Here is a 25,139-nt window from a genome sequence, read left to right as displayed (position 1 = left end):
TTGTATATCCTAATTTCGTTATTATATTTAATAACACGGTTTCCTTATTGTTAACAAATCGGTTTTAATACTAAATTTTTATTATTTTTTTTCTAAATGTTTTGTTAAAGTTTCTGTTAGTTTTTTTGTCAAGAGCCTGTTTAAATTTTATCAAAAAAAGAGTAAAAGCAAGATTTTAAAACCGTTAGCTTTTTATAATAAAAAATCCTACTTTTAGATACGTTTTAGAACGCAAAGCTATCTTCATTAAAAAATCATTAATAAAGTCATTAAATAATTCAATCAAATACAAAGCAAACAGGAAATAACCATCCATAAAAATTTACGAACATTATGAGTAATTATCATATCAAAAACTTAGAGGAATATTATCAGGTTTACAGAAAATCAATTCGAGAGCCAGAAAATTTTTGGCAAGAAATAGCCGAAGAACATTTTATGTGGCGTAAAAAATGGGACACCGTTTTAAAATACGATTTTTCAAAACCCGAAGTAACATGGTTTGAAGGCGGACAATTAAATATTACAGAAAATTGTATCGACCGACATTTACGAACACGAGGTGAAAAAACAGCTATTTTATTTGAACCCAATAATCCTGATGAAAAAGCACAACATATTTCGTATAAAGAATTGCATCAGCGAGTTTGTAAATTTGCCAATGTTCTAAAAGAAAGTGGTATCAAAAAAGGCGATAGAGTCTGTATTTATTTACCAATGATTCCTGAATTAGCCATTTCATTACTCGCTTGTGCCAGAATTGGTGCAGTACATTCCGTAATTTTTGCAGGATTTTCTGCAACAGCCGTAGCAACCAGAATCAATGATTGTCAAGCTAAAATGGTTATTACTTCGGATGGCTCTTTTCGTGGGAAAAAAATCATCGATTTAAAAGGAATTGTAGATGAAGCATTGCAAGAGTGTCAAACTGTTGAAAAAGTACTCGTCGTTAAAAGAACACAGGCAAATATCGAGATGATACAAGGGCGAGATACTTGGTTACAACCTTTATTAGACCAAGCATCCGAAGTTTGTGAACCCGAAATTATGAATGCTGAAGATCCATTATTTATTTTATATACTTCAGGCTCAACAGGTACGCCCAAAGGAATGTTGCACACCACAGCAGGATACATGGTATATACGGCATACACGTTTAAAAATATTTTTAATTATAAAGAAAATGATGTGTATTGGTGTACTGCCGATATCGGCTGGATTACAGGGCACAGCTATATTGTCTATGGTCCGTTGGCAAATGGGGCAACAACGGTATTGTTTGAAGGCGTACCAAGTTATCCCGATTTTGGACGCTTTTGGGAAATCATCGAAAAACATAAAATTACCCAGTTTTATACCGCTCCAACCGCAATTAGAGCCTTGGCAAAAGAAAAATTATCATTTGTAGATTCTCATGATTTATCCTCTTTAAAAGTATTAGGAAGTGTCGGTGAACCGATTAACGAAGAAGCTTGGCACTGGTATAATGATAATGTCGGAAAGAAAAAAAGTCCTATTGTTGATACTTGGTGGCAAACCGAAACTGGTGGAATTATGATTGCACCAATTCCGTATGTAACTCCCATAAAACCTACCTATGCAACACTTCCTTTTATCGGGATTCAACCCGTTTTAATGGATGAAAATGGTATCGAATTAAAAGGAAATCAAGTCGATGGACGCTTATGTATCAAATTTCCGTGGCCAAGTATGGCAAGAACTGTTTGGGGAAATCATCAGCGATATAAAGAAACCTATTTTTCAGCCTTTGAAAATAAATACTTTACAGGCGATGGTGCATTGCGTGATGAGGTTGGCTATTACAGAATAACAGGGCGAGTTGATGATGTTATTATTGTTTCTGGACATAATTTAGGAACTGCACCAATTGAAGATGTTATCAATGAACATCCTGCGGTAGCAGAAAGTGCGATTGTTGGTTTTCCACATCCGATAAAAGGAAATGCATTGTACGGATACGTTATTTTAAAAGATGTCGGACAAGGCAGAGATCACGATAATTTACGCAAAGAAATCAATCAAATTATAACAGAACATATTGGACCTATCGCAAAATTAAATAAAATTCAATTTACCATCGGATTGCCAAAAACACGTTCAGGTAAAATTATGCGTCGTATTTTACGAAAAATCGCACACAACGAATTAGATAATTTAGGCGATGTTTCCACCCTCTTAAACCCTGAAGTAGTGCAAAATATTATTGATAACAGATTGTAATACGACCTACAAAATAACTTTTTTTTAAGTGAAAATTATTTTATTATAACTAAGTTTGTTTTAATTATATAAGTTATATAGCGATGTTTTCATGGAATTTATATCTACAGAAGAAAAATTAAAAGAACGTATTAAAGAACTAACGTGTCTGTACAATGTTAGTTCTTTGGTGCGAAATACCGATTTCTCAAATATTGAAATCTTACTCAAAGGAATCGCTTCCAATGTTGTCGCTTCTATTCGATATCCCGTATCGGCTTTTGTAGCAATAGAAACGCAAAAATATCATGTAGTAGCAGGAAAAGAAGATTTAGATGCAATCTTTATTCTTGATGCGATAAAAGTTTTTGGCGATATAATAGGAACTATAAAAGTAGGATACGCAAGAGCAAAATTTTCTGAAAATGCTTTTTTAGAAGAAGAAAAATTACTGTTAAATAAAGTAGCTTCCGAAATAGGTGATTTTTTTGAACGAAAACAACTCAAAGAACGAGAAATTTTATCAAAAAGACAAATGGAACGTGTCGATAGATTAGCTATTCTAGGCGAAATAACCGCAGGAATAGCACACGAACTAAACACACCTTTGGCAAATATTTTAGGATTTACAGAATTGCTTCAAGAACGTTTTAAAGAAGATAAAATAGGAGCTAAAGATTTAAAAAAAGTAATCAATAGTGCTATTTATTCCAGAGAAGTCGTTAAAAAATTGATGTTTTTCTCCTGCGAAATGCCTCAACAAATGGAAGTGATAAATTGTGTGCCTATCATAAAACAAGCCATTAGTTTATTGCGCCCTAACTTCAGAAAAAAAAATATTACTGCTCAATTACATTTCAACAAAAAAAATATTCCACTAAAAGTAGATAAAATACAATTAACACAAGTAATTTTTAACTTGGTAATTAATGCTATTTATTTTTCACCGATTGATGGAGAAATTGAAATCGAAATTGAACAAACCAAAAGCACTGTAAAGTTAAAAATATCCGATAAAGGAACAGGAATTTCAGCAACAGTAAAAGAAAATATTTTCAATCCGTTTTTTACAACAAAACCAACAGGAGAAGGCTCTGGATTAGGATTAAGCGTTGTTCATGGAATTGTAAAAAGTCATGGAGGAACTATAAAATACAAATCAAATAAACCAACAGGAGCGATATTTATTCTTCGTTTCCCAAGACAGAAAACATAAAAAAAACAAGCGAAATTAAACAAGAAATAAATATGTTAGAACAAGAAAATATCTTAATTGTTGATGATGATATTCATATTCTTGAACTGATTCAACGTCATTTACAATCATTAAATTATCATACGTATAAAGCTATTTCTGTAAAAGAAGCATTGCAAATATTAAAAGATGAAGCTATCGATTTGTTAATTACAGATTTGCAAATGCCAGGCGTAGATGGACTCGAATTATTAAAATATGCGTCTGAACATTTTCCGAAAATTCCAAAATTAGTAGTAACAGGATTTCCTTCTATTGATGGTGCATTAGAGGTTATGAAATCTGGCGCAGTTGATTATATTACAAAACCATTTACCAAGCAAGAATTAAAAACAGCGATTTTAAAATCATTAGAAAATAGTTCTAAACAAAAAAATAGTCGCACAAATAATTCTCAAAATAACACCGCAAATAATACTGCAAATAATACTGCAAAAAACACTGAAAACACAAAAAATAGCACTTCTTATGGAGAAATGATTGGTACGTCATCGGCTATAAAAAAAGTTACCGATATTATTGAACGACTTAAAAATAACAAAGCAACGGTATTTATTTCTGGTGAAAGTGGTACAGGAAAAGAGCTGGTCGCACGTTCTATTCACTATATGGGGAAATTTTCCGCAGCACCATTTATTGCCGTAAATTGTGGCGCAATTCCTGAAAATTTGTTAGAATCGGAACTTTTTGGATACGTAAAAGGAGCTTTTACAGGAGCAGACACCAATAGAGCAGGGTTTTTTCAAGCAGCCAATAACGGAACGTTGTTTCTAGACGAAATAGGAAACGCATCGCTAGCAACACAATTACGTTTACTAAGAGTTTTACAAGAAAAAGAAATTGTAAGAGTTGGCTCACAAAAAGTAGAAAAAATTGATGTTCGTGTCATCGCTGCCACAAATATCGATTTGAAAGAATTGATAAAAAAAGGACGCTTTAGAGAAGATTTATATTACCGATTAACCGTTGTTCAAATAGAAGTTCCTACCTTAAAAGAACGTGTTACAGATATTCCTCTATTAATAGAGAAATTCCTTTTTAAATACGGAATCGAATACAAAGATAAATTTATAAAAATAAGCCCAGAAGCCGTTGAAATACTACAAAGATATCATTGGCCAGGCAATATTAGAGAACTAGAAAATGTGATGCAACGTGCCGTAATTATGTGTGATAAATCTATTGAAATAGAGCATTTACCAGCCTATGTGAAATATCAAATAAATTTTACACAAAACGATGAATTAATATCTTTAAAAGAATTTGAAAAAAAATATATTACCCAAGTTTTAGTAGCAACTAATAATAATAAAACCAAAGCCGCTGCAATTCTGAAAATAGATAGAAAAACACTTCGAGAGAAATTAAAAGAAACAATACCTAAAAACGAGTAAAAATTACCTATACGGGGAAATAATACCCAATTTGATAATTTTATAAAATCAATTTACAAAACACTAATAATTTGATTATCAGTAGATATGAGTAGTTTTTAGTGTTTTTTTTGTGCGTTTATTTTTTTTGGTACAGCTGTTGCAATTATCAAAACGTAATCAAATATTATTATTTATGAATACTTATAAAAAAAGTTTGTGTGCTACTTGTATTGAAGTCGATTCTTGTAGCCTAACGTCTAATAAAATTTTTATTTGGTCTTGTAGTGAATTTGATGAAAAACAAGTATCAGAAAAAAAACAAATATCAGAAATAAAACAGCTATCAGAAATAAAAAGAACCAGAAAAACTGTTGAAAATATAGGTTTTGAAAACATCAAAAGTAAAAAAGAATTTGCACTTATTTAATTAAAAAAAATGACAGTAATAAAAGAATTAAAACAGCAAAAAGAAGCACCAAAACAAGGAATGTTGGAAAATGTAATGAAGCAATTCAATACCGCATCCGATTTGGTAAACTTAAATCCGAATATCAAAAAAATATTAGGAATTACAAATAATGAGTTAATTATTCATTTTCCAGTTCGTATGGATAATGGCGATGTTGAAATTTTTAAAGGATATCGCGTGCAACATAACAATGCTTTAGGACCTTATAAAGGAGGATTACGATATCATCCAACAATTGATATTGATGCCGTAAAAGCATTAGCAATGTGGATGACTTGGAAAACTTCTTTAACAGGATTGCCGTATGGAGGTGCAAAAGGAGGCATTCAAATGGATCCTAAAAAATATTCAAAATCAGAATTAGAACGCATTACAAGACGTTTTACCTTTGCTTTAGGTGATAATATAGGACCAGAACACGATATTCCTGCACCAGATGTAAATACCAATGCACAAACAATGGCGTGGATTGCAGATACTTATATGTCGACAAAAGCTCCTGCAGAAAGATCTAAAAATCAACACGTTGTTACAGGGAAACCAATCGGTTCAGGAGGTTTAGAAGGACGTGATAGAGCTACAGGATACGGCGTATTTTTAAATATTAAATTCTGGGCAGCACAAAAAAATGTTCCCCTTAAAGATAAAAAGTTTATCGTTCAAGGTTTTGGAAATGTTGGTTTTTGGGCAGCACATTTCCTAGAGAAAGAAGGTGCGAAAATGGTCGCTGTACAAGATGCTTTTGGAACAATCAGTAATGCTGAAGGAATTAAAGTAGAAGATTTATTCGAATACACCAAGTTTAATAAAGGAAGTATTGTTGGTTTTGCAAATACAACCGCAGTAAATAAAGAAGATTTCTTCGGATTAGCTTGTGATATCTGTATTCCTGCAGCTTTAGGAAATCAAATTACAAAAGAAAATCAATCAGAAATAAAAGCTTTTTTAATTGCCGAAGGCGCGAATGGACCTACAACTGTTGACGCTGAAAAATTATTATTAGAACGAGGAGTTACTATTATTCCTGATATTTTATGTAATTCTGGAGGAGTTATTGGAAGTTATTTCGAATGGTTACAAAATCGAAATGGCGAATTATGGGAACTTGATGAAATTATGGCTAGGCTCGATAAAAAAATGAAAGAAGTTTTCAATAGAGTGCTGAAAATGTGTGAAACTAGAAAATTAGACATGCGATCAGCAGCTTATGTATTGGCAATAGAACGCATTGAAACAGCCTATGTACAACGTGGAATTTTTCCATAAATCGCTGATAGCAGGTTGTATATTCAGGTAAAAAAACAAGAAATATAAAACATAAAAGAGTATGGAATCAAATACCTACACCGATTACGATGCTGAAACACAAATAATCCAAAGTAGAAGCTTCAGGGAATTAGATATGTGGATTTCTCATGTAAATTATATTGCTGATGAAGGTGATCGTTTGGCAAAATTAGCATCTAATATCTTAAAAAATAAAAGTTTAAGAGATGAGTTATTATCGATTATTAAAAATAATTCAGAACTTTTAATAACACTTCATCATACTAGAAATGAAACCGAAAAATTAAATGAATGTGATGATGTCGCTTGTGATTTATTTTATTTAAATGAACACGAAAAAGCAAGATCATTATATGCAAAACATATTAAAGAGTATCGAAAACGAAAAGAAGAAGTGTTTTTACTTCTTTTAAATGAATAGTTTACATTGTCATTGTATTCTTTTTAGTTGATTTTTAAATAATTCCGCAATAATTTTTAAATCAGGCACCATAAATTTATTTTTATGGTGTTTTTTTGTGGATAAATTTATTTTCCTTTGGATAAAAACAGTAGTATCTTGCCTGAAATTATAGCTTGAATTAAAACGGCTGATAACGTACTATGAGTATTGTAAATATTAGAACTTATTTAGAGAAATCGCTATTAATTAATGACACTGATTGGAATTTTTTTACAGCCCGATTGCAATTTAGAAAAGTAAAAAAACGTACTAAACTTTTAGAAATTGGCGAAATAGAAGAGTATATTTCTTTTATTGATAAAGGAATTATACGTTTTTTTATTCCTAAAGAAGATAAAGACAAAGAAATTACATTTGGATTTTGTTTTAGTAACGAATTTGTAAGTGCTTATGATTCTTTTTTAACACAATCTCCTACACTTTATGAGTTAGAAACCCTTACCGATGTGGAGATGTGGAGTATGTCGTATGCTGATTTACAGGAAGTATATCAAAAAACGAGTATCGGAAATACTTTAGGGCGAATTTCTTCGGAACGTTTATTTTTGATAAAATCCAAACGAGAACAATCTTTATTAAATGAAACTGCGGAGGAACGTTATTTGAAATTATTTGATGAACGTCCGAAGCTTATCAAAGAAATTCCGTTAAAATATATTGCGTCTTATATTGGCGTAACTGCACAGGCTTTAAGCCGTATCAGACGGCGAATTACTTAACTTGGGTTCATTTTTTTTTTGCTATAAAAATTGGTTCTTTGTCGTCTAAATTAACAAGAATGACAATAGTACTTTTTATAATTTTTTTATGGTATTCGGGCTTATTTTTTCAAACCTTTTTTTTACATAGATATGCTGCACATCAGAGTTTTACGATGTCAAAAATTGGTGAAAAAGTATGTTTTATACTTACGTGGTTTTTTCAGGGTTCGAATTATTTAAGTGCCTACGGATATGGCGTAATGCACCGAATGCATCATGCGTATGCCGATACCGAAAAAGACCCACATTCACCGAAATATGATGAAAATCTTTTTAAAATGATGTGGCGTACCAAGAATATTTATCAAGATATTAATAAGCAACGTATAGAAATTGCTCCTAAATTCACTAAAAATGTACCGCAATGGAAAAGCTTCGATACTTTTGCAAGTTCTAAGTTTTCACGATTAACGTGGGCTTTATTATACATCACATTTTTTGCTTTTTTCGCAACTTCTTGGTGGCAGTGGTTATTATTGCCTGTGGCTTTTTTTATGGCACCAATCCACGGAGTTATCATTAATTGGTTTGCACATATTTACGGATATGTAAATTTTAAAGTAAGCGATACGTCTAAAAATTTATTGCCTTTTGATTTTTTAATGATGGGCGAGGGCTATCATAATAATCACCATGCACACGGCGGACGTGCCAATTTTGGTGGCGTACGATGGCATGAAGTTGATGTAACTTATATCATAATGATTGTTTTAGATAAACTAAAATTAATTCAACTTAAAAAGTTTTAATTAAGAATCTGTTTAAATTTCATCTGAAAAAAGACAGAAAATAAGAAATAGAATCTATCAACCTGAATTTATTTTCAGGTTGATAGATTTGCTGTATTTTTAGCTTTTTTTGATAATTCTTGTCAATTCGAGTGATTTTGATGACTAAAAAAGTTCTCGATGCAATTTTTTTGAAGGAAAAAAAACACTCGAACTGACAGTTTATTTAATTTTTAAACAGGCTCTAAAATTTATTATTTTTTATCATTTAGGTAATCAGCAACAAAAACGCCCATACTAAAACAGCCTTGCAATAAATAACCGCCAGTTGGAGCGTTCCAATCGAGCATTTCACCGATGCAAAAAGTATTTTTAAGTTGATGAAGTTCAAAATTTTCATCAACTTCTTCTAAAGCAATTCCGCCAGTTGTAGAAATCGCTTCATCTAATTGTGCAGAATCCTCTATAATAAGTGGCAAGGCTTTTATTTTTTGTGATAAAATTTGTTTATTTAGATATTCTTCTTTAGATAAAATAGTTTTTACTAAATCAATTTGAACGGAGCTTAACTTCAAGACTTTTTTAAGAATATCAGTAATGCTATAATTTGATGTATTTATTTTTTTGAAGATTTCTTCTAAAGTAAACATCGGTTTTAAATCGATGAAAATATTAGCTTTTTTCTTAGATAAATTAGTTGAAATGTTTGAAAGTTGCGTTTGTATTTGTGGGCTTAGGGCGTAAATTGCATTTCCTTCCAAGCCAAATTTGGTGATGACCAGTTCTCCTTTCTGGGTTTTATCCGAAGAAGAAAGTGCGATATTTTTTAAAGGTTTTCCTTCATTTTTTAAAATAAAATCGGATTTCCATGGAATTTTATAAGCACAATTTGCAGGTAAAAAAGGATGTGTTTTAATATTTTTATTTTCAAAAATAGGTTTCCAATTTCCATCAGAACCTGTAATTTTCCAACTTCCGCCTCCCATCGAAAAAATAGTATAATCGGCTGAAATAATACACTCTTTATTTTGATGCGTAAAAATCAAATCATTAGTAATATTCCAACCTTTCCACTTATAATCACATAAAAATTGAACGCCTTTATCCGCAGAAAATTGTTTTATTTTTGATAAAACAGTAATCGGTTTTATACCTTTTTCAGGATAAATTCGGTTGCTACTTCCCTTAAAAGTCGGGATTTTTAATTCTAATAACCAATCTCGTAAATCATCATTTGAAAAATGTAATAAAGCGTTTTTAAGAAAAAAATCGGGTGTATACTTGCCAATCATCTTATTGATATTTTCGCCGTGGCTAAGATTGAAACCACCATCACCAGCGACTAAAAATTTGCGTCCTACCGATTTTTTTTGCTCATAAATAGTAACGTTAAATTTAGTTGTATCTAAAAATGCACTGGCAAAAAGTGCCGAAGCACCTCCGCCAATAATGGCTATTGATTTTTTCATTTGGCAAAATTACTATTTGTTTTATCAAAATAATAAATAGAAAAATATATTTCGTTTTTTTAGTAGATATTTGCATGATGAAAAAATATATTTCGGAATTAATAGTATTAAAATGAAAAACACAAGTATTTTAGGGTGTGGTTGGCTTGGAAAACCTTTAGCATTATCTTTGATAAATAAAGGGTTTATTGTGAAAGGTTCAACAACCTCGTTGGATAAACTCCCAATTTTAAAAGATACAGGAATTTCGCCTTTTTTAATTGATATTGATAATTTAGATAATAATCTTAAAGAAGAATTTAATAATAATTCTGATGAAAATATTCAGAAATTTTTGACTTCTGAAATACTTATTGTCGCAATTACTTCAAAAAATGTGGCAGGATTTCAAAATTTTATCCAACAAATTGAAAAATCAAGCATTCAAAAAGTGATTTTTATTAGTTCAACTTCTGTGTATCCGAGTTTAAATAAATCGATGGACGAAAAAGAACAAACACTAAATTCTCCTTTAGTCGAAATTGAAAATTCTTTTAAAGAAAACAATCATTTTGATACCACAATACTCCGTTTTGCAGGATTATTCGGGCAAGAACGACAAGCAGGAAATTGGTTTCAAAATAAGAAAATTCCGTATCCAAAAGGGTTTGTAAATATGATTCATCAACAAGATTGTATCAATATTATAACCGAAATAATTGTTCAAAATGCTTGGAATGAAACTTTTAATGCCTGTTCAAATCATCATCCTACACGTGAAGAATATTATATAAATGCACGAAAAACAATGCAAAAAGAATCACCAATTTTTGATGATTCCTTACCATTAAAATATAAAATTATCAACTCTAAAAAAGTACAAAATCATTTAAAATATACGTTTATTTACGATGATTTGTTAGCCTAAAAAGTATTATAAATCAGTGCTTAATTTTCTATAAAAAAGCGTTCTTCTAGTTTTTTATAAAAATAAGTGGCATTGTAAACACCCACTGCATCGGCTAGTTCTTTTTTACGGATACTTGGATTTTCATCTAAAAGAACCCGTGCTTTTTGAAGTCGTGCTTCGTTAATTACTTCATTGGGAGTTTGCCCCAAAATAAGCTTTGTTTTTCGAAAAACACTACTTCTTGATAAATTCATTAAGCTAGCCAAATCATCGACACCAAAATTCTTATTTTCAATATTATCCCAAATATAGTTTTTTAACTGTTTATCAAAAATAAGTGAATTATCTTCTAAAAACATTTTGTCTTCTGGAGCTATTTTAGCTTCAAGTACATTAATTTGGTCATATAAAGCGATAGAACGTGTTATGGTAATACGTAATTGTTCCTCTAGAAAAGGTTTTGTTATATAATCATCAATACCTAAACGGAGCATATTTAATTTTCCTGTGTCATCTTTTCTAGCAGTTATAACTATTATGGGCGTTTTTAAACCTCGTTTTTTTACTGCTTTTACAAATTCCAAACCGTCCATTACAGGCATCATATAATCGGTAATAATTGTGTTAAAAGTGGCGGTTTTTAAAATTTCTAAAGCTTCTTGTCCGTTGGTGGCTTCGGTTATAGTGTGTTTTTTTAAAACTAACTTTAAATAATCGCGCATATCTTCATTGTCTTCCACAATTAAAATAGATTTTTTGCTTTTTGGACTAACTTTTAAAGAGCTATTATTATTATTATTATTATTATGTTTGAAATTTTCATTGTTTTTATTATGTTCGATGAGCAATATATCGTCATTTGGTACACTTTCTTGAATAAAAATAGTTGGAATCGTTATTTTAAAAATAGTTTCTTTTTCAGGAATACTTGTTACATCTAATAAAAACCCGTGTGCTTCTAGCAGATTTTTTGTAAATGATAAGCCAATACCACTTCCTTGACTTTTTGTAATATGATTTTTAGATTGATAAAATCGAGTGAAAATTTTAGCGATATCTTCCGTAGGAATACCAATTCCAGTATCTATAATTTCAATAGATAAATTTTTATCATAAATAATATTAATGCGAACGTTTCCGTTTTTTGGAGTAAACTTCAAAGCATTATGTAGTAAATTATTTACTGAACTGGTAAATAATTCTTCATCTATTTGGATGCTTATTTGGGGTATTTCTTGAGAAATTTCAAATGAAATATCTTTCTTTTGAAACAAAACCTGATAATCGGTATATAATTTAGTTATCAAAAGTGATACCGAAACAAATTTTGTATTTAAAACTAATTTATTTTCTTCTAGTTTACTTAAATCTAAAATGTTATCTACAATATTCTGAATATATTGTGTTTGATGTTGTATTTTTTCCATCATTTGCTTATTCTCGGTATCATCATTTTTAAAAACAATGTGAGAAGCATAGCCTTTTATAAGCGTTAAAGGCGTGCGTATTTCGTGTGAAAGATTTACAAAAAAATGAGATTTAAATTGCTCTAATTCTTTTAATGCTATTTGTTGCTCTTCTAATAAAACTTTATCTTCTAAAACCTTATTTTTTTCAATTTCAAGTAATCGTTCGTTTTTGTTATTTAATTTTTTGAAAAATTGAACAATCAGAAAAACTCCCAAAAATAATACCAACGCATTTAGATAACCAAAATATTGATCAGGATATAACTTCCAATAAAGATTAGGCAGGTAAAAAGCCATTACAGATAGAATTAAGGATCCATAATGAATGTACTTATTATCAAAAAAGAAAAGTGTAAACAATGGAATTACAATATATTGATATTCGCCATAATACCCTATAAAAGCATAATTACAATGATAAAAGAGTACTGAAAAAACACTTAATGTAAAAATGATTCTGGATATTTTAGAGTATCCTTTGTGTTGAAAAAAAAACAATAGCGATATAAATTGTTATCTCAAAAAGTAACGTAATTGTTTTTTCTGTATTTAAAGAATTAGTTAAATAATCAAAAAATAAAAAGAAAATAGCATCAATAGAAGAAATATAACTAGCTAAATTAAGAACGCGTACCCGCTTTTTTTCTTTGACAGAACTAACTTTTTCAACACCAATATTTACTAAACTAGTATATAATTTCATAAAAATAAATTAAAATGCTATTTAAATATTTAATCAAATATAAAAGATAGCAACTTAAAAATATTAAAAAAAGTTGCTATTTCTGTAAGATGACACTATTAAAAGGTTTTGACACAAATAGAAGTTTAATTACTTGATTTTGATATGTATAAATTTTTTATGAGACTGCTGAAAACAACAATTAAAGTAGTTTTGTTGTAAGAATTTAAATTATTTAACTATGAAAACAAAACTATTTTTAGTATTACTCTTTATAAGTAATATTACTTTTTCACAAATTACGAACCCTGTTCAGAACAATCTTGAGCGTTCGTATGAGTTTGTAAATGGAACTTTAACAGATACTAAAAACGGAGTTGATTTAGTGCAAGGAGCACAATCAACAGTAACTTTAGTTCCAGATAGGCACGGAGTTCCAAATGATGCCGTGCAATTTAGTAACTATCCTACTACTTCGTATTCTCAATTAACAGCGACACCTGTTGGAGGAGCAAGAAAAAAATCATTTAGTTTTTGGATGAAAACAAGTACGAATGATAATACTTCTAGACATATCGTAAATAATGGAACTGCTATGGTTTTTTTAAGAGATGGTAAAATAGGAGCACATATTTCAGGGTATCATAAAGCAACAGGAAAATCAAAAACTACGGTAGCTATTTCAAAAGCATCAACAAGAACTATTGATGATGGGAATTGGCATCATATTGTTGTGAATTTAGAAGTACATGTACCTAGTATTGCATCTAACTACAGAACATTAACTTATTTATATGATTTTTATATAGACGGTGTTCATGAAACACAACAAGCACACACACAAAGTTTTTATATTGGAGGAACTCAACCACCTTATGGCTATGGGTTTAACACGGCTTCTTCTTTAAATATTGGTAGAAATTATGAAGATATTGTGGATGATATTTCTGTTTACAATGGAATTTTAACACAAGCTGAGGTTAGTACTTTATACAATCCTACAGTAACTATTCCTGATGCTAATTTTAAAAATGAATTAATAAATTTAGTAGATACTAATTTTGATGGAGAAATACAAGTTTCAGAAGCAGCAAGTTATATAGGAACAATTAATGTAAATGGTAAAAATATTGCTGATTTAACAGGAATTGAAGCTTTCAGGAAAGTAACAGTTTTAAATTGTTCAAATAATCAATTAACAAGTTTAGATTTAAGTAGAAACATCGCTTTAACAACTGTTGATTGTAGTGCAAATCAAATTACAGGAAATATAGATATAAGTGAAAATAAAGCATTAACATCATTTAATATTAGTAGTAATAATGTGATAACACTTAATGTTGCGAATACTAATAATACTAATTTAACAATATTAAATACAACAACAAATGCTAATTTAGTTTGTATCAATCCTGATGCTGGTTTTACGCCAACGGCATCTTGGTTAAAAGATGCTACGGCTTTTTATAGTGATACTTGTTTTCCAAAATTAACAACAAATGTTGTTGGTGATGGTAGTATAACGATCAATCCTATATCAGCAGATAGTACGTATACTTATGCTACAGCTGTTGCATTAACCCCAAATCCAGCATCAGCAAATCATCAATTTACAGGTTGGAGTGGCGATGCTACGGGAACTACAAATCCATTAAATATAACAATTAATTCGGATACTAATATTACGGCAAATTTTTCATTTATCCCAACAACTTTTTACGTAAATAAAAATGTAACTGGCGGAAATAACGATGGTAGTTCTTGGGCAAATGCTTTTTCTACGATTCAAGGAGCAATAAATGCTGCAGGAGCTTATGGAGATGAAATTTGGATTGCAAAAGGAACATATACACCTCACGCCTCTAATAGAAACACTTCTTTTTATATCAATAAAGATAAGTTAAAAGTTTACGGAGGTTTTACAGGAACTGAAACGCAATTATCACAAAGAGATATGACCAAAATTCATACGGATAATGCGACCATTTTATCAGGAGATTTAAACAATGATGATACTGGTCTTTCTTTTGCAGCAGCAAATAGAACGGAAAACAGTTATCATGTTGTTGAAGTATCAAAAGAAAATACCATGTTAGATGGTTTAATTATTTCTGATGGTCAGGGAGATTTCGTAGCTGCATCTGGAGATAATACTTATGGTGCTGGAATTTTTAAAGCTTTTAAAATAAGAGCCTTTACGATGAGAAATACTATTATTGAAAATAACGTAGCACCATCTGCTGCTGGGCTTATGTTAAAATATGATGCGTATCAAGAAATAATTACAGATGCTGTTTATACAATTGATAAATGTGTTTTTAAAAATAATTTAGCACAATCAGCTTCAGCGTTACATGTTTCTCCTTATATTAATACAGCAAATACTATTAATTTATCAATAACAAACTCATTATTTGATAGCAATAAAACAGTAGATTATCTTACAAAAAAAGCTATTGGAAGTAGTAATGGTTATATAGAGTCAATGACTCAAGGAACAATAAGTGTTGTTATTGTTAACAATACTTTTGTAAATAGTATGAATAATGGTACTGGAGGAGGAGAGTATGCTAGTTTAATAGTATCAAGAAGAAATCCTGGAGTTTTAAATGGCGTAGTTGCTAATAATATTTTTTGGGGAAATAAAAGTAATGGAGCAACCGCAAAAGCAATAGGAAATAAACCACATAATTCTTATGTTAGTATCGCAGGAAGTTTAATTTCTAATTCAATTGATGAAGATAATTTTTCAAACCTAACAGGAACGGTAAATACAAATAATACAAATCCTAATTTAGATGCTGATTTTAAATTACAAGCAACTTCTTTAAGTGCTTTAAATTCGGGTTCAAATAGTAAATTACCAAGCAATTTAACAAAAGATTTATCAGGAAATGACCGTGTTTATAACGGCGTTATCGATTTAGGAGCGTATGAGTTTTTATCAGGAGCAATAACTTCTACTGCTTGGACAGGAGCAACTGATACTTCTTGGAATACAGCAAGTAACTGGAATAATGGCGTTCCAACAAATACGTTAAATGCGTTTGTTTTTAATGGTGTAACAAATTATCCTGTAATTTCAAATAGTGTAAGTGCAAAAGATATTACTATTGAAAATTCAGCAAGTTTAACAATTTCGCCATCGGCAAATTTAACGGCTGAAAATATTATTACAAATGATAATTTAATCATTGAATCTGATGTAAATAATTATGGAAGTTTAAAAGTTACCAATTCTGTAACAGGAAAAGCAACCTATAAAAGTTATGTTTCTGACAAATGGAACTTAGTAGGTTCGCCAGTTGTTGGGCAAGATGTTGCATCTTTTGTAACAAATAGTTCATTGGTAAGCGGAACGGTAAACCCGAATCATAAAGGATTAGGAATTTATGAAAATGCAAATGCTGCTCCTTGGACATATTATAAAAATACGTTATCGTGGGGAAATTTTGATACTGCAAAAGCGTATGCCATCAAAAAAACTACGGCAGGAACAGTTGATTTTACAGGAACAATAACTACTGATAATGTTCAATATATCGCAACAGGAAACGCAAATAATACATTTGAAATGATTTCGAATCCATACACGGCATATCTTAATGCTAATAGTGGAGCAAATAGTATTTTATCTGAAAATTCATCAAATTTAAAAAGTACGAATGCTGCATTGTATTTTTGGAATGATACCACAAAAAATTATGATGTTGTAAATAATACAAGTTCACCAAGTCGATTAAAACCAGGACAAGGATTTTTTGTGCAAATGGCAACGACAAATGGTGTTGTTAATTTTACGCCCGCGATGTTATTACATCAACAATCATCAAGTTCAAGGCAAGCAGTTCAAACGTCGGTAGCCTTAACAATTTCTGATGAAAAATCAAAAGGAAATACTAGTAAAACTACTCAAATTAAATATTTATCAAACACAAATGATGGTTTAGATGTTGGTTACGATGCAGGATATTTTGATGGTGGACAATCAAAAGTGGGTGTTTACACTAAATTAGCAGACGGAACTTATAACGATACCGATTTTATGTTACAATGTGTAAATAAAGAAAAAATTTCAGGAACAATAATTCCAGTAGGAATTAAAACTTCGGAAGCTAGGGAAGTTGTTTTTTCAGCAAAAGCGATGAATTTACCAGAAAATTTAAACGTTTATTTAGAAGATAAAGAAACGAATAAAGTAACGGAATTAAGCAACGGTGGCGAATATAAAGCGACAGTTTTTGGAGGTTCAGGACGTTTTTATGTACACACGAAAACTTCATCAAACTTAAATCCTGATACGATTGTTTTAAAATCAAAATTGAGTGTTTATAAAGCTAATAATTCACTTGTTATAAGTGGTTTAGAAGAAAAATCAACGGTTATTTTATACAATATGATTGGAAAACAAGTATTCAGAGAAGAAATAAAAAGTACAACAAAAATAGTTTCGTTACCAAGTTTAGCATCAGGAATTTATATTGTAAAAGTGCAATCTGGAGCAACTCAAATTAGTAAAAAAATTAGTATTCAATAAAATTAAAATTAATCCAAAATAGTTGAAATTTTAAAAATAAAAAAAGATGAAAGAAATTAATAAGGAGTCAAACATAGACCGTAAAGAAGCCTTGAAAAAAATCGGTAAATACGGAAAATACACCGCATTAACGGCTTTAGGAACGTATTTAATTTTGAATCCGCAAAAAGCACAAGCTCAAAGCCCTGTAAATGCTCCTGAAAATCCAGGTTCAGGGTTTTAAAAAATAATAGTTTTTATTTTTAGTTTGTTTGAAGGGAGAATTGCTATTACTAAAACGAGTTGTCATTTTGACAACTCGTTTTTATTTTCACTTTATAGGTTCTTAAAATTAAATGACTTTGTGTATTTTTGATAAATGAAATATCATAAATTTAATTTTTTCAGATACACCTATTGTGAGTTCGAATCGAAAGAAATCACTTTTTTTGAAGGAAAATCGGCTCATTATCAAAGTAAATCGGGAAGTTTGTATTTTTATACTGATAAAGGCGTATTTCGATATTCAAATCATTGGGGAAGAGTCGCTAATTGTCGCTGGAAAATTCAAGGAATTGAACACTATAAAAGCCAAGATTATTATGTCGGTTTTGCCAATTGGAATGATTTTTATCCGCTAAATAATACCGATAAAGTTTTTTATCTAGAAGTAGATTATCCTGAAAAACAAGCTAAAATTCAACGTTTAAAAAAAGAAGAAACAAATAATTGTTTTTTAATGACTTCTGAATTTGCACATCAACGTTTAAAACAAATTCAAATCCTATTTAAAGAATATAAATGGGCAACTTATTTTGAGCAAGATATCGATATTTTAAGAGAAATTATCATCGATAAATTAAGTACAACTAATAAAACAATTCAAGAGCTAAAACAAGAATTAAAATAGATTTAAAAGAAGCGTTAAAAAAAGACTTAAAATTATTTTTTAGCATAAATTTTATTAATACCGACATTAAAACCCAACCTAAAATCAGTTTCTTTTCCTAATCGATGAATGGCAACCTTTCCTAACGAAATTTTACCAAATTCACTATAAGTAATACGTTCATCATTTAAATATAATTCACCGCTAAATAATTTTTTAGTAGCATAGATACTGTTATTTTTGATGTTATTATTCGTATATTGATAGGCGTTTATAGATAAAATATACTGGCTATTTGTATAGCTACAATAAATGCCATGAACATCCCAAAACATATAGTAATTTGTCTTTTTTATTTCTCTATCAGGCTTGCCTAAAATGTGTACTAAAGTCGTATAATTGGTAGGAAAAACAAGGAGTGTTTCGTTTATGGTAATAAAATCAATATCACATTTAATGATTATTTTTTCAGCTTTTTTCTTTTTAAAGAAATCAAGTAACTTAGAAGTTTTTATCAAGCTAATAAAGTTGTTTAGTTAAGTAATTTGCGAATTTAAAGAATAAATTTTAACTTTTAATTAAATTTATTCTTCAGATATAAAATCATTCAAAATCATTTAAAAATAGTTGAAAAATGAGTATTACAAGAAACATTAAATGCCCTAATTGTGGCGTATTTAATACAAATAAAGAGTATTGTGAAAATTGTAATACTTTAATTTCTTATCAAAAAAAGAGAGCTTTAAAAGAAGAGGAATTTGTTGCCAATCAGGTTAAAGAAGCAAAAAAAGCATTGGAAAATCCGAATTTAGCAACACGTTTAAAAAAACATCCATTCTTTTTATACAGAGTTGCAGGCTGGATTTTATATGCCGCTTTTTTAGTCGTCAGTTTAATAGGAGCAGGCTTGGCTTGGGCAATCGCAATGCTCGCCGCAGGATAATTATGAAAAAAACATGAAAAATCTACTTGAAATATATGTAATATTTTCTGCAATTCTTGGAAGTAGTATTTATATTGCTCAAAAAAAAGCCGTTAAATTACCCGAAATTATTAATTTTTATGTCAATGATTTTTTAATAATTCCTATCGTTTTAATGATTAGTTTATATGTTTTACGTTGGAGTAAAAATGATAAAAAATATCAACTTCCTCTTTGGATTATACTGTATTGTAGTGGTTTATATGCCGTTATTTTTGAATATTTTTTACCCAAAACACATCCACGATATACAGCAGATAGCGTAGATGTGTTATTGTATTTTTTAAGTGGATTTTTGTTTTTTATGCTTCAAAAAATAGACGAAAATAATCAGAAAAAAAATAATTAAAAAACACGTGCTTTTTTAAATTTGAAGCTTCTTTTTTTCTTTTTCTAAACGAATAATATTTCTTTTTATTTGCTGATAAATAACATCTTTAACTTCAGCATACGAAATATTGTAACGACGTTTTACAGTGTTAATATTCGAAGGGAAATTAGCTAAAATACTATCATAATACGCGTTTAATTTCTGTTTTGAAGGAAGTTTATAGTGCAATCGAATTTGAAAACGACGCAATAAAGCAGTGTCAATAATATCAATATGATTGGTCGCTCCAAGCAACATTGCGCTGTCCGATAAATTATCAATTTGTTGAATTAACGTATTAACCAAACGCTTCATTTCTCCCGAATCTTTGGTGTCGTAATCGCGAGTTTTACCAATGAAATCAAATTCATCAATAAATAAAATAGCATTTTCGTAAGAGGCATTTTTGAAAACATCAGCAATGTTTTTTGCCGTTTCTCCTAATTTAGAAGATACAAATCCGCCTAAATTTAACGTAATGACTTTTTTATCTAATGCCTTTCCGATAGCATTCGCCGTAGCTGTTTTTCCACATCCTGTATGTCCGTGTAATATGATTTTATTATCAACAGGAATATTAAACTTTTGAAGTGCATCAATATAACTAAACTCTTCTATTAATTGATCAATCTTACTTCTTGTTTTCTTGGTTAAATGAAGTTCTTCCAAGGATAAAACGTCATTTTTAGTTTTTAACGTTGTTTTTTGATACGCCATTTTATTACTTTTTTGTAAAGATAATCTCTTGATTTTTAATTTTAAGGATTCTAAAGAAAAACAGTCCTAAAATAGGATATTTTTGTATTTTTATCCCGAAGGAAAATAGCAATATACGTTATTTGAATATTTAAAAACATTGCCTTAAAAAATGGAATTAAACTTAACAAAACCAATTATATTTTTTGATTTAGAAACCACAGGAATCAATATTGCAAAGGATAGAGTCGTAGAAATTGCTATTTTAAAAGTATTTCCAAACGGAACTAAAGAAAGTAAAACATGGTTAGTAAATCCTGAAATGGAAATTCCTTTAGCATCGTCAGAAATCCATGGAATTACCAATGAAAAAATAGCCAATGAACCTACCTTTAAACAGTTAGCGCCAACCATTAATGAAATGATTGCTGATGCTGATTTAGCAGGATTCAACTCTAATAGATTCGATATTCCTGTATTAGCCGAAGAATTAATGAGAGCTGGCATCGATTTTGATATGACAAATAGAAAAGCGATTGATGTTCAAGTAATTTATCATAAAAAAGAACAGCGAACTTTAAGTGCTGGATATCAATTTTATTGCGGAAAAGAACTCGTAGGAGCACACGGAGCAGAGGCGGATACAAATGCAACCTACGAAATTTTATTAGCACAATTAGATAAATATAATGATATCGAAAATACGGTATCGGCTTTAAGTGATTATTCAAGTCATGGAAAACGTGCCGATTTTGCAGGTTTTATTTTGATGAATGATAACGATGAAGAAATTTTTTCATTCGGTAAATATAAAGGACGTACCGTTGTGGAAGTTTTTAAAGAAAATCCAGGATATAATGCTTGGATTCAAAATGCTGATTTCCCACTTTATACCAAAAAAGTATTGCGTGACATCAAAAAAAGAATGGTTGTGCCAAAAAAGAAAATGAGCGATACTGAAAAATTACAAGCCTTACAGCAAAAATTTAATTTAAGATAATATCCTAAAAAATAATACTTTCTAAATAGGAAGTTTATATAAAAAAAATAAAAAATGTTTACAGAATACAGTAATTTACCAGAAGATTCAAGAGTTTGGGTATACCAAGCCGATAGAGCATTTAGCATCGAAGAAGTAGAATATATTTGTGCAAAAGCGATTCTTTTTATTGATAGTTGGACACGTCATGGCGAAGATTTAAAAGGATCATTTACCTTAAAATACAATCAGTTTTTTGTGCTCGGTGTTGATGAAAGCTTTAATGCTGTTTCTGGTTGTGCTATTGATGCTTCAGTTCGTTTTATCAAAGAATTAGAAGACGAATTAAGAATCGATTTAATGAATAAAATGAATGTATCTTTTAAAAAGAAAGACAGCATTAAAGTTGTTAAATTACCAACATTTCAAGAATTAGCAAAAGCAGCAAAAGTTACCGCAGAAACAGTTGTTTTCAATAATATGGTGGCAACTAAAAAAGATTTTGAAACCAATTGGGAAGTTACTGCCGATAAAAGTTGGCATCAACGATTTTTAGTATAAGATAAATACTTAAAATTCACAAAAAATAAGAAAGCACAGGTTTTACAAAAATATAAAATTTATAAAATTTTGTAAAAAGTGTAAAAAAGTGTAAAAAGTACGCAGAAAGATTATGAAAAAGATACTTACAATACTTGTTTTTACTTGTATTCAGTTTATACAAGCACAGCAAACAGGTATTTCAAAAACGCCAATACTTAACGATCCATTATCTGTAAAAGATGTTGAGAGTCAACAAAAATGGGTAGATGCTATTTTAAATTCCATGTCTATTGATGAAAAAATAGGACAGTTATTTATGATACAAGCCTATTCTAATAAGGGTGAAAAACATCAAAATTTTATTACCAATATGATAAAAAAGTATCATGTTGGTAATTTAATTTTTATGCAAGGTACTCCAGACAAACAAGTTGCGTTGAATAACAAATATCAGGCAGTTTCAAAAGTGCCGTTATTAATTGGTTTTGACGGAGAATGGGGATTGGATATGCGTTTAAAAAATACGTATCGTTTTCCTTGGAACATGACTTTGGGAGCAATTCAAGATGATAAATTACTCATAGAAACAGGGAAAAGAATTGGTGAACACTGTAAAAGAGTAGGGATTCATATTAATTTTGCTCCAGTGGTCGATATTAATACAAATCCGAAAAATCCGATTATTGGAAACCGTTCTTTTGGTGAAAATAAAGAAAATGTAACCCGAAAAGCCATCGCTTTTACCAAAGGAATGCAAAGCGTTGGTGTATTGGCAAATGCAAAACATTTTCCAGGTCATGGTGATACCGCTACCGATTCGCACCTAACATTGCCTACTATTCATTTTGATGAACAACGCTTAGATTCTATTGAATTATATCCGTTTAAAAAAATGTTTGAAAAAGGTGTAGCCAGCGTTATGACGGCACATTTAAGCATTCCAGCATTAGAACCGAATGTGAAATTACCTTCATCATTATCAAAAAATGTTGTAACTGATTTATTACAAGAAAAATTAGGATTTAAAGGCTTAATAATTACCGATGGCTTAAATATGAAAGGAGCTGCAAATTATTCATCGCCAGCAGCTATCAATGTTGCCGCAATTTTAGCAGGTAACGATCTGTTATTAATTCCTCAAGATATTCCAGAAACAATTCGTTTACTAAAAGATGCTGTATTAACAGGAAAAATTACCGAAAATCGCTTAAATCATTCCGTAGAAAAAATATTAAAAGCAAAGTATTTAGTAGGGCTTGATACGTATAAACCTATTGAAACTCAAAATATAATTTCGGATATTAATTCGCCTTATGATGAAGTATTACATCGGAAATTAATAAAAAATGCCATCACCGTTGTGAAAAATAACGATACTATTTTACCTATCAGAAATCTGAAAAATAAAAAAATAGCTTACGTATCTTTAGGTGATGATAGCGGAAAACCATTTGTGAATATGTTGAAAAATTACACGAAAGTAGATGTTGTTTCAGCAGATAATTTAAGCCTATTATTGCAAAAACTTCAACAATATAATTTAGTAATTGTTGGGTTCCATAAATCGAATAAAAATCCGTGGAAAGGATATCAATTTTCACATAAAGAAGTTACTTGGTTGCAAGAAATCAGTAAAAATAATAAGGTTATTTTAAACGTATTTGCAAATCCGTATAGTTTATTGAAGGTTAACTCTTTTGAAAATATAGAAAGTGTCGTTGTTTCATATCAAAATAGTGTTTTATCGCAAGAATTATCGGCACAAGGATTGTTCGGAGCCTTCGATTTAAAAGGAAAACTACCCGTTTCAATTCATCAAAATATAAAAGAAGGAACAGGTATTTTTATAAAAGGAATGAATGTTTTTCAATATACAATTCCTGAAGAAGCAGGCGTATCATCAGAAAAATTAGCCATAATAGATAAAAGAATTGATACTATTTTGATGAAAAAAATGGCACCTGGAGGACAAATTTTTGTCGCTAAAAATGGAAAAGTAATCTATCATAAAAGCTTCGGATTTCATACTTTTTCAAAAAAAAAAGCTGTTAAGAAATCAGATATTTATGATTTAGCTTCTCTAACCAAAATTTTAGCTTCTCTGCCGATGATAATGAAAGCCGAGGAAGAAAAAAAAATAAGTTTATACGCTAGTTTAGGCGATATTTTACCTAGATATAAAGATTCAAATAAAGATACTATTTTATTAAAAGAAATACTATCGCATTATGGACGTTTGCGTTCTTGGATTCCTTTCTACTTACGTACGAAAGATGAAAAAACAGGTAGAAATGATACTAAATATTATCGAAATAAACGCTCAAAAGATTTTAATATCAAAATAGCGAATCATCTTTATATGAAAAATAGTTATAAAGATTCGATTTATAAACAGATTGTAGATGCCAAACAACGTAAAAAAAGAGGCTATAAATATAGCGATTTAGGTTATTATATGTTTAAAGAAATTATCGAATTAAAGTATAAAGAACCTTTAAATATTTTAGTAGATGATTTTTTTTACAGTGGATTAGGAGCTGATAGAACTACATATTTACCACTCGAAAAATTTTCTAAATCTGAAATTGTACCTACCGAAAGAGATACGTATTACCGAAATCAATTAGTCCACGGCTATGTGCATGACATGGGAGCCGCCATGATTGGAGGTGTTGGAGGACATGCAGGCTTATTTTCAAATGCCAATGATGTGGGGAAAATTATGCAATTATATTTGCAAGGTGGAAATTATGGCGATAAAAAATATTTAGCCTCTGAAACGATTGATAAGTTTAATAAACGCTATTATCAAGATAGAAAAGTACGTAGAGGTTTAGGGTTCGATAAACCACAATTAAACCCTAAAATCAAGGCAACTTGTGGCTGTGTTTCCGATACCAGTTTTGGACATAGTGGTTTTACAGGGACTTATACTTGGGTAGATCCTGCCACTGATATTGTGTATGTTTTTCTATCAAATAGAGTGTATCCAACGATGAGAAATAGAGGACTTATTAAAAGTAATATCCGAACAAAAATTCAAGAAGATATTCAGAATGCTATTTTGATGCAAGACTAAATATTTAAGAATATTTA

General features: G+C 30.1%; 22 protein-coding genes. 17 read left to right on the top strand and 5 right to left on the bottom strand.

Annotation, left to right across the window (positions count from 1 at the left end):
* Positions 1-333: 333 nt before the first annotated feature.
* The 8 genes from acs (at position 334) to L0U77_RS10965 (ending at position 8,580) form a co-directional block, all read left to right on the top strand.
* A complete protein-coding gene (acs, locus tag L0U77_RS11000) occupies positions 334-2,241 on the top strand; it encodes an acetate--CoA ligase (protein WP_233897476.1) in 1,908 nt (635 codons plus the stop codon).
* A 91-nt stretch (positions 2,242-2,332) separates the two neighbouring features.
* The gene (locus tag L0U77_RS10995) at positions 2,333-3,436 is read left to right on the top strand and encodes a sensor histidine kinase (RefSeq protein ID WP_233883415.1); all 1,104 of its coding nucleotides are present in this window, start codon (positions 2,333-2,335) and stop codon (positions 3,434-3,436) included.
* A gap of 32 nt (positions 3,437-3,468) precedes the next feature.
* Entirely contained in the window at positions 3,469-4,869 is a 1,401-nt protein-coding gene (locus tag L0U77_RS10990) for a sigma-54-dependent transcriptional regulator (RefSeq protein WP_233900440.1), read from the top strand.
* Between the two features lie 175 nt (positions 4,870-5,044).
* Positions 5,045-5,278: a hypothetical protein gene (locus L0U77_RS10985; protein WP_101916513.1), complete on the top strand. Its 234-nt coding sequence runs from the start codon at positions 5,045-5,047 to the stop codon at positions 5,276-5,278.
* Positions 5,279-5,287: 9 nt separating this feature from the next.
* Positions 5,288-6,586 (top strand): Glu/Leu/Phe/Val family dehydrogenase, encoded by a 1,299-nt coding sequence (locus tag L0U77_RS10980; protein ID WP_233883411.1) that lies wholly within the window; start codon positions 5,288-5,290, stop codon positions 6,584-6,586.
* A 61-nt stretch (positions 6,587-6,647) separates the two neighbouring features.
* Entirely contained in the window at positions 6,648-7,028 is a 381-nt protein-coding gene (locus L0U77_RS10975) for a hypothetical protein (protein WP_101916511.1), read from the top strand.
* Positions 7,029-7,216: 188 nt separating this feature from the next.
* The gene (locus L0U77_RS10970; protein ID WP_101916813.1) at positions 7,217-7,789 is read left to right on the top strand and encodes a Crp/Fnr family transcriptional regulator; all 573 of its coding nucleotides are present in this window, start codon (positions 7,217-7,219) and stop codon (positions 7,787-7,789) included.
* 59 nt (positions 7,790-7,848) lie between these two features.
* Positions 7,849-8,580: an acyl-CoA desaturase gene (locus tag L0U77_RS10965; protein WP_233897480.1), complete on the top strand. Its 732-nt coding sequence runs from the start codon at positions 7,849-7,851 to the stop codon at positions 8,578-8,580.
* A 233-nt stretch (positions 8,581-8,813) separates the two neighbouring features.
* Here L0U77_RS10965 and L0U77_RS10960 read toward each other — a convergent pair whose 3' ends face one another.
* Complete coding sequence (locus L0U77_RS10960) at positions 8,814-10,028, bottom strand: BaiN/RdsA family NAD(P)/FAD-dependent oxidoreductase (protein WP_233897481.1); 1,215 nt, start codon at positions 10,026-10,028, stop codon at positions 8,814-8,816.
* Positions 10,029-10,140: 112 nt separating this feature from the next.
* Between L0U77_RS10960 and L0U77_RS10955 the strand changes: the two genes are divergently transcribed.
* A complete protein-coding gene (locus L0U77_RS10955; protein ID WP_233901185.1) occupies positions 10,141-10,935 on the top strand; it encodes an NAD-dependent epimerase/dehydratase family protein in 795 nt (264 codons plus the stop codon).
* Positions 10,936-10,955: 20 nt separating this feature from the next.
* Here the strand turns inward: L0U77_RS10955 and L0U77_RS10950 are convergent, their stop codons facing one another.
* Positions 10,956-12,683 carry a hybrid sensor histidine kinase/response regulator transcription factor gene (locus tag L0U77_RS10950; RefSeq protein ID WP_233901184.1) on the bottom strand — a complete coding sequence of 576 codons (1,728 nt, stop codon included), beginning with the start codon at positions 12,681-12,683 and terminating at the stop codon, positions 10,956-10,958.
* Between the two features lie 169 nt (positions 12,684-12,852).
* Positions 12,853-13,089: a hypothetical protein gene (locus L0U77_RS10945; protein ID WP_233901183.1), complete on the bottom strand. Its 237-nt coding sequence runs from the start codon at positions 13,087-13,089 to the stop codon at positions 12,853-12,855.
* A 220-nt stretch (positions 13,090-13,309) separates the two neighbouring features.
* On the opposite strand from L0U77_RS10945, the gene L0U77_RS10940 reads away from it, so the two are divergent.
* From L0U77_RS10940 to L0U77_RS10930, 3 genes are all read left to right on the top strand, one after another.
* Positions 13,310-17,605 (top strand): T9SS type A sorting domain-containing protein, encoded by a 4,296-nt coding sequence (locus L0U77_RS10940; protein ID WP_233901182.1) that lies wholly within the window; start codon positions 13,310-13,312, stop codon positions 17,603-17,605.
* Positions 17,606-17,651: 46 nt separating this feature from the next.
* Positions 17,652-17,828 carry a hypothetical protein gene (locus tag L0U77_RS10935; RefSeq protein WP_193699777.1) on the top strand — a complete coding sequence of 59 codons (177 nt, stop codon included), beginning with the start codon at positions 17,652-17,654 and terminating at the stop codon, positions 17,826-17,828.
* Between the two features lie 135 nt (positions 17,829-17,963).
* A complete protein-coding gene (locus L0U77_RS10930) occupies positions 17,964-18,494 on the top strand; it encodes a hypothetical protein (RefSeq protein ID WP_233901181.1) in 531 nt (176 codons plus the stop codon).
* Positions 18,495-18,526: 32 nt separating this feature from the next.
* On the opposite strand, the gene L0U77_RS10925 is transcribed toward L0U77_RS10930, so the two are convergent.
* Complete coding sequence (locus tag L0U77_RS10925) at positions 18,527-18,991, bottom strand: DUF7738 domain-containing protein (protein ID WP_233900459.1); 465 nt, start codon at positions 18,989-18,991, stop codon at positions 18,527-18,529.
* Between the two features lie 116 nt (positions 18,992-19,107).
* Here L0U77_RS10925 and L0U77_RS10920 point away from each other — a divergent pair, with 116 nt between their 5' ends.
* On the top strand, positions 19,108-19,416 hold the full coding sequence (locus tag L0U77_RS10920) for a hypothetical protein (RefSeq protein WP_101916552.1): 309 nt from the start codon (positions 19,108-19,110) through the stop codon (positions 19,414-19,416).
* 13 nt (positions 19,417-19,429) lie between these two features.
* The gene (locus L0U77_RS10915) at positions 19,430-19,804 is read left to right on the top strand and encodes a hypothetical protein (RefSeq protein ID WP_233883459.1); all 375 of its coding nucleotides are present in this window, start codon (positions 19,430-19,432) and stop codon (positions 19,802-19,804) included.
* 15 nt (positions 19,805-19,819) lie between these two features.
* Here the strand turns inward: L0U77_RS10915 and L0U77_RS10910 are convergent, their stop codons facing one another.
* Complete coding sequence (locus L0U77_RS10910; RefSeq protein WP_233901180.1) at positions 19,820-20,542, bottom strand: AAA family ATPase; 723 nt, start codon at positions 20,540-20,542, stop codon at positions 19,820-19,822.
* 151 nt (positions 20,543-20,693) lie between these two features.
* On the opposite strand from L0U77_RS10910, the gene L0U77_RS10905 reads away from it, so the two are divergent.
* The 3 genes from L0U77_RS10905 (at position 20,694) to L0U77_RS10895 (ending at position 25,122) form a co-directional block, all read left to right on the top strand.
* The gene (locus L0U77_RS10905) at positions 20,694-21,521 is read left to right on the top strand and encodes a 3'-5' exonuclease (RefSeq protein WP_233883456.1); all 828 of its coding nucleotides are present in this window, start codon (positions 20,694-20,696) and stop codon (positions 21,519-21,521) included.
* A gap of 54 nt (positions 21,522-21,575) precedes the next feature.
* The gene (locus L0U77_RS10900; RefSeq protein WP_233901179.1) at positions 21,576-22,061 is read left to right on the top strand and encodes an ABC transporter ATPase; all 486 of its coding nucleotides are present in this window, start codon (positions 21,576-21,578) and stop codon (positions 22,059-22,061) included.
* A 112-nt stretch (positions 22,062-22,173) separates the two neighbouring features.
* The gene (locus tag L0U77_RS10895) at positions 22,174-25,122 is read left to right on the top strand and encodes a serine hydrolase domain-containing protein (protein ID WP_233897455.1); all 2,949 of its coding nucleotides are present in this window, start codon (positions 22,174-22,176) and stop codon (positions 25,120-25,122) included.
* Positions 25,123-25,139: the final 17 nt, after the last annotated feature.

The sequence above is a fragment of the Tenacibaculum piscium genome (assembly GCF_021390715.1).
Lineage (GTDB): Bacteria > Bacteroidota > Bacteroidia > Flavobacteriales > Flavobacteriaceae > Polaribacter > Polaribacter piscius.
This window is presented reverse-complemented; position numbering and strand designations above follow the sequence as displayed.

Excerpts from the sequence above, each read along its gene's own strand:
- acs (WP_233897476.1), top strand. The coding sequence starts at position 334 with ATGAGTAATTATCATATCAAAAACTTAGAGGAATATTATCAGGTTTAC.
- L0U77_RS10995 (WP_233883415.1), top strand. The coding sequence starts at position 2,333 with ATGGAATTTATATCTACAGAAGAAAAATTAAAAGAACGTATTAAAGAA.
- L0U77_RS10990 (WP_233900440.1), top strand. The coding sequence starts at position 3,469 with ATGTTAGAACAAGAAAATATCTTAATTGTTGATGATGATATTCATATT.
- L0U77_RS10985 (WP_101916513.1), top strand. The coding sequence starts at position 5,045 with ATGAATACTTATAAAAAAAGTTTGTGTGCTACTTGTATTGAAGTCGAT.
- L0U77_RS10980 (WP_233883411.1), top strand. The coding sequence starts at position 5,288 with ATGACAGTAATAAAAGAATTAAAACAGCAAAAAGAAGCACCAAAACAA.
- L0U77_RS10975 (WP_101916511.1), top strand. The coding sequence starts at position 6,648 with ATGGAATCAAATACCTACACCGATTACGATGCTGAAACACAAATAATC.
- L0U77_RS10965 (WP_233897480.1), top strand. The coding sequence starts at position 7,849 with ATGACAATAGTACTTTTTATAATTTTTTTATGGTATTCGGGCTTATTT.
- L0U77_RS10960 (WP_233897481.1), bottom strand. The coding sequence starts at position 10,028 with ATGAAAAAATCAATAGCCATTATTGGCGGAGGTGCTTCGGCACTTTTT.
- L0U77_RS10955 (WP_233901185.1), top strand. The coding sequence starts at position 10,141 with ATGAAAAACACAAGTATTTTAGGGTGTGGTTGGCTTGGAAAACCTTTA.
- L0U77_RS10950 (WP_233901184.1), bottom strand. The coding sequence starts at position 12,683 with ATGGCTTTTTACCTGCCTAATCTTTATTGGAAGTTATATCCTGATCAA.
- L0U77_RS10945 (WP_233901183.1), bottom strand. The coding sequence starts at position 13,089 with ATGAAATTATATACTAGTTTAGTAAATATTGGTGTTGAAAAAGTTAGT.
- L0U77_RS10940 (WP_233901182.1), top strand. The coding sequence starts at position 13,310 with ATGAAAACAAAACTATTTTTAGTATTACTCTTTATAAGTAATATTACT.
- L0U77_RS10935 (WP_193699777.1), top strand. The coding sequence starts at position 17,652 with ATGAAAGAAATTAATAAGGAGTCAAACATAGACCGTAAAGAAGCCTTG.
- L0U77_RS10930 (WP_233901181.1), top strand. The coding sequence starts at position 17,964 with ATGAAATATCATAAATTTAATTTTTTCAGATACACCTATTGTGAGTTC.
- L0U77_RS10920 (WP_101916552.1), top strand. The coding sequence starts at position 19,108 with ATGAGTATTACAAGAAACATTAAATGCCCTAATTGTGGCGTATTTAAT.
- L0U77_RS10915 (WP_233883459.1), top strand. The coding sequence starts at position 19,430 with ATGAAAAATCTACTTGAAATATATGTAATATTTTCTGCAATTCTTGGA.
- L0U77_RS10910 (WP_233901180.1), bottom strand. The coding sequence starts at position 20,542 with ATGGCGTATCAAAAAACAACGTTAAAAACTAAAAATGACGTTTTATCC.
- L0U77_RS10905 (WP_233883456.1), top strand. The coding sequence starts at position 20,694 with ATGGAATTAAACTTAACAAAACCAATTATATTTTTTGATTTAGAAACC.
- L0U77_RS10900 (WP_233901179.1), top strand. The coding sequence starts at position 21,576 with ATGTTTACAGAATACAGTAATTTACCAGAAGATTCAAGAGTTTGGGTA.
- L0U77_RS10895 (WP_233897455.1), top strand. The coding sequence starts at position 22,174 with ATGAAAAAGATACTTACAATACTTGTTTTTACTTGTATTCAGTTTATA.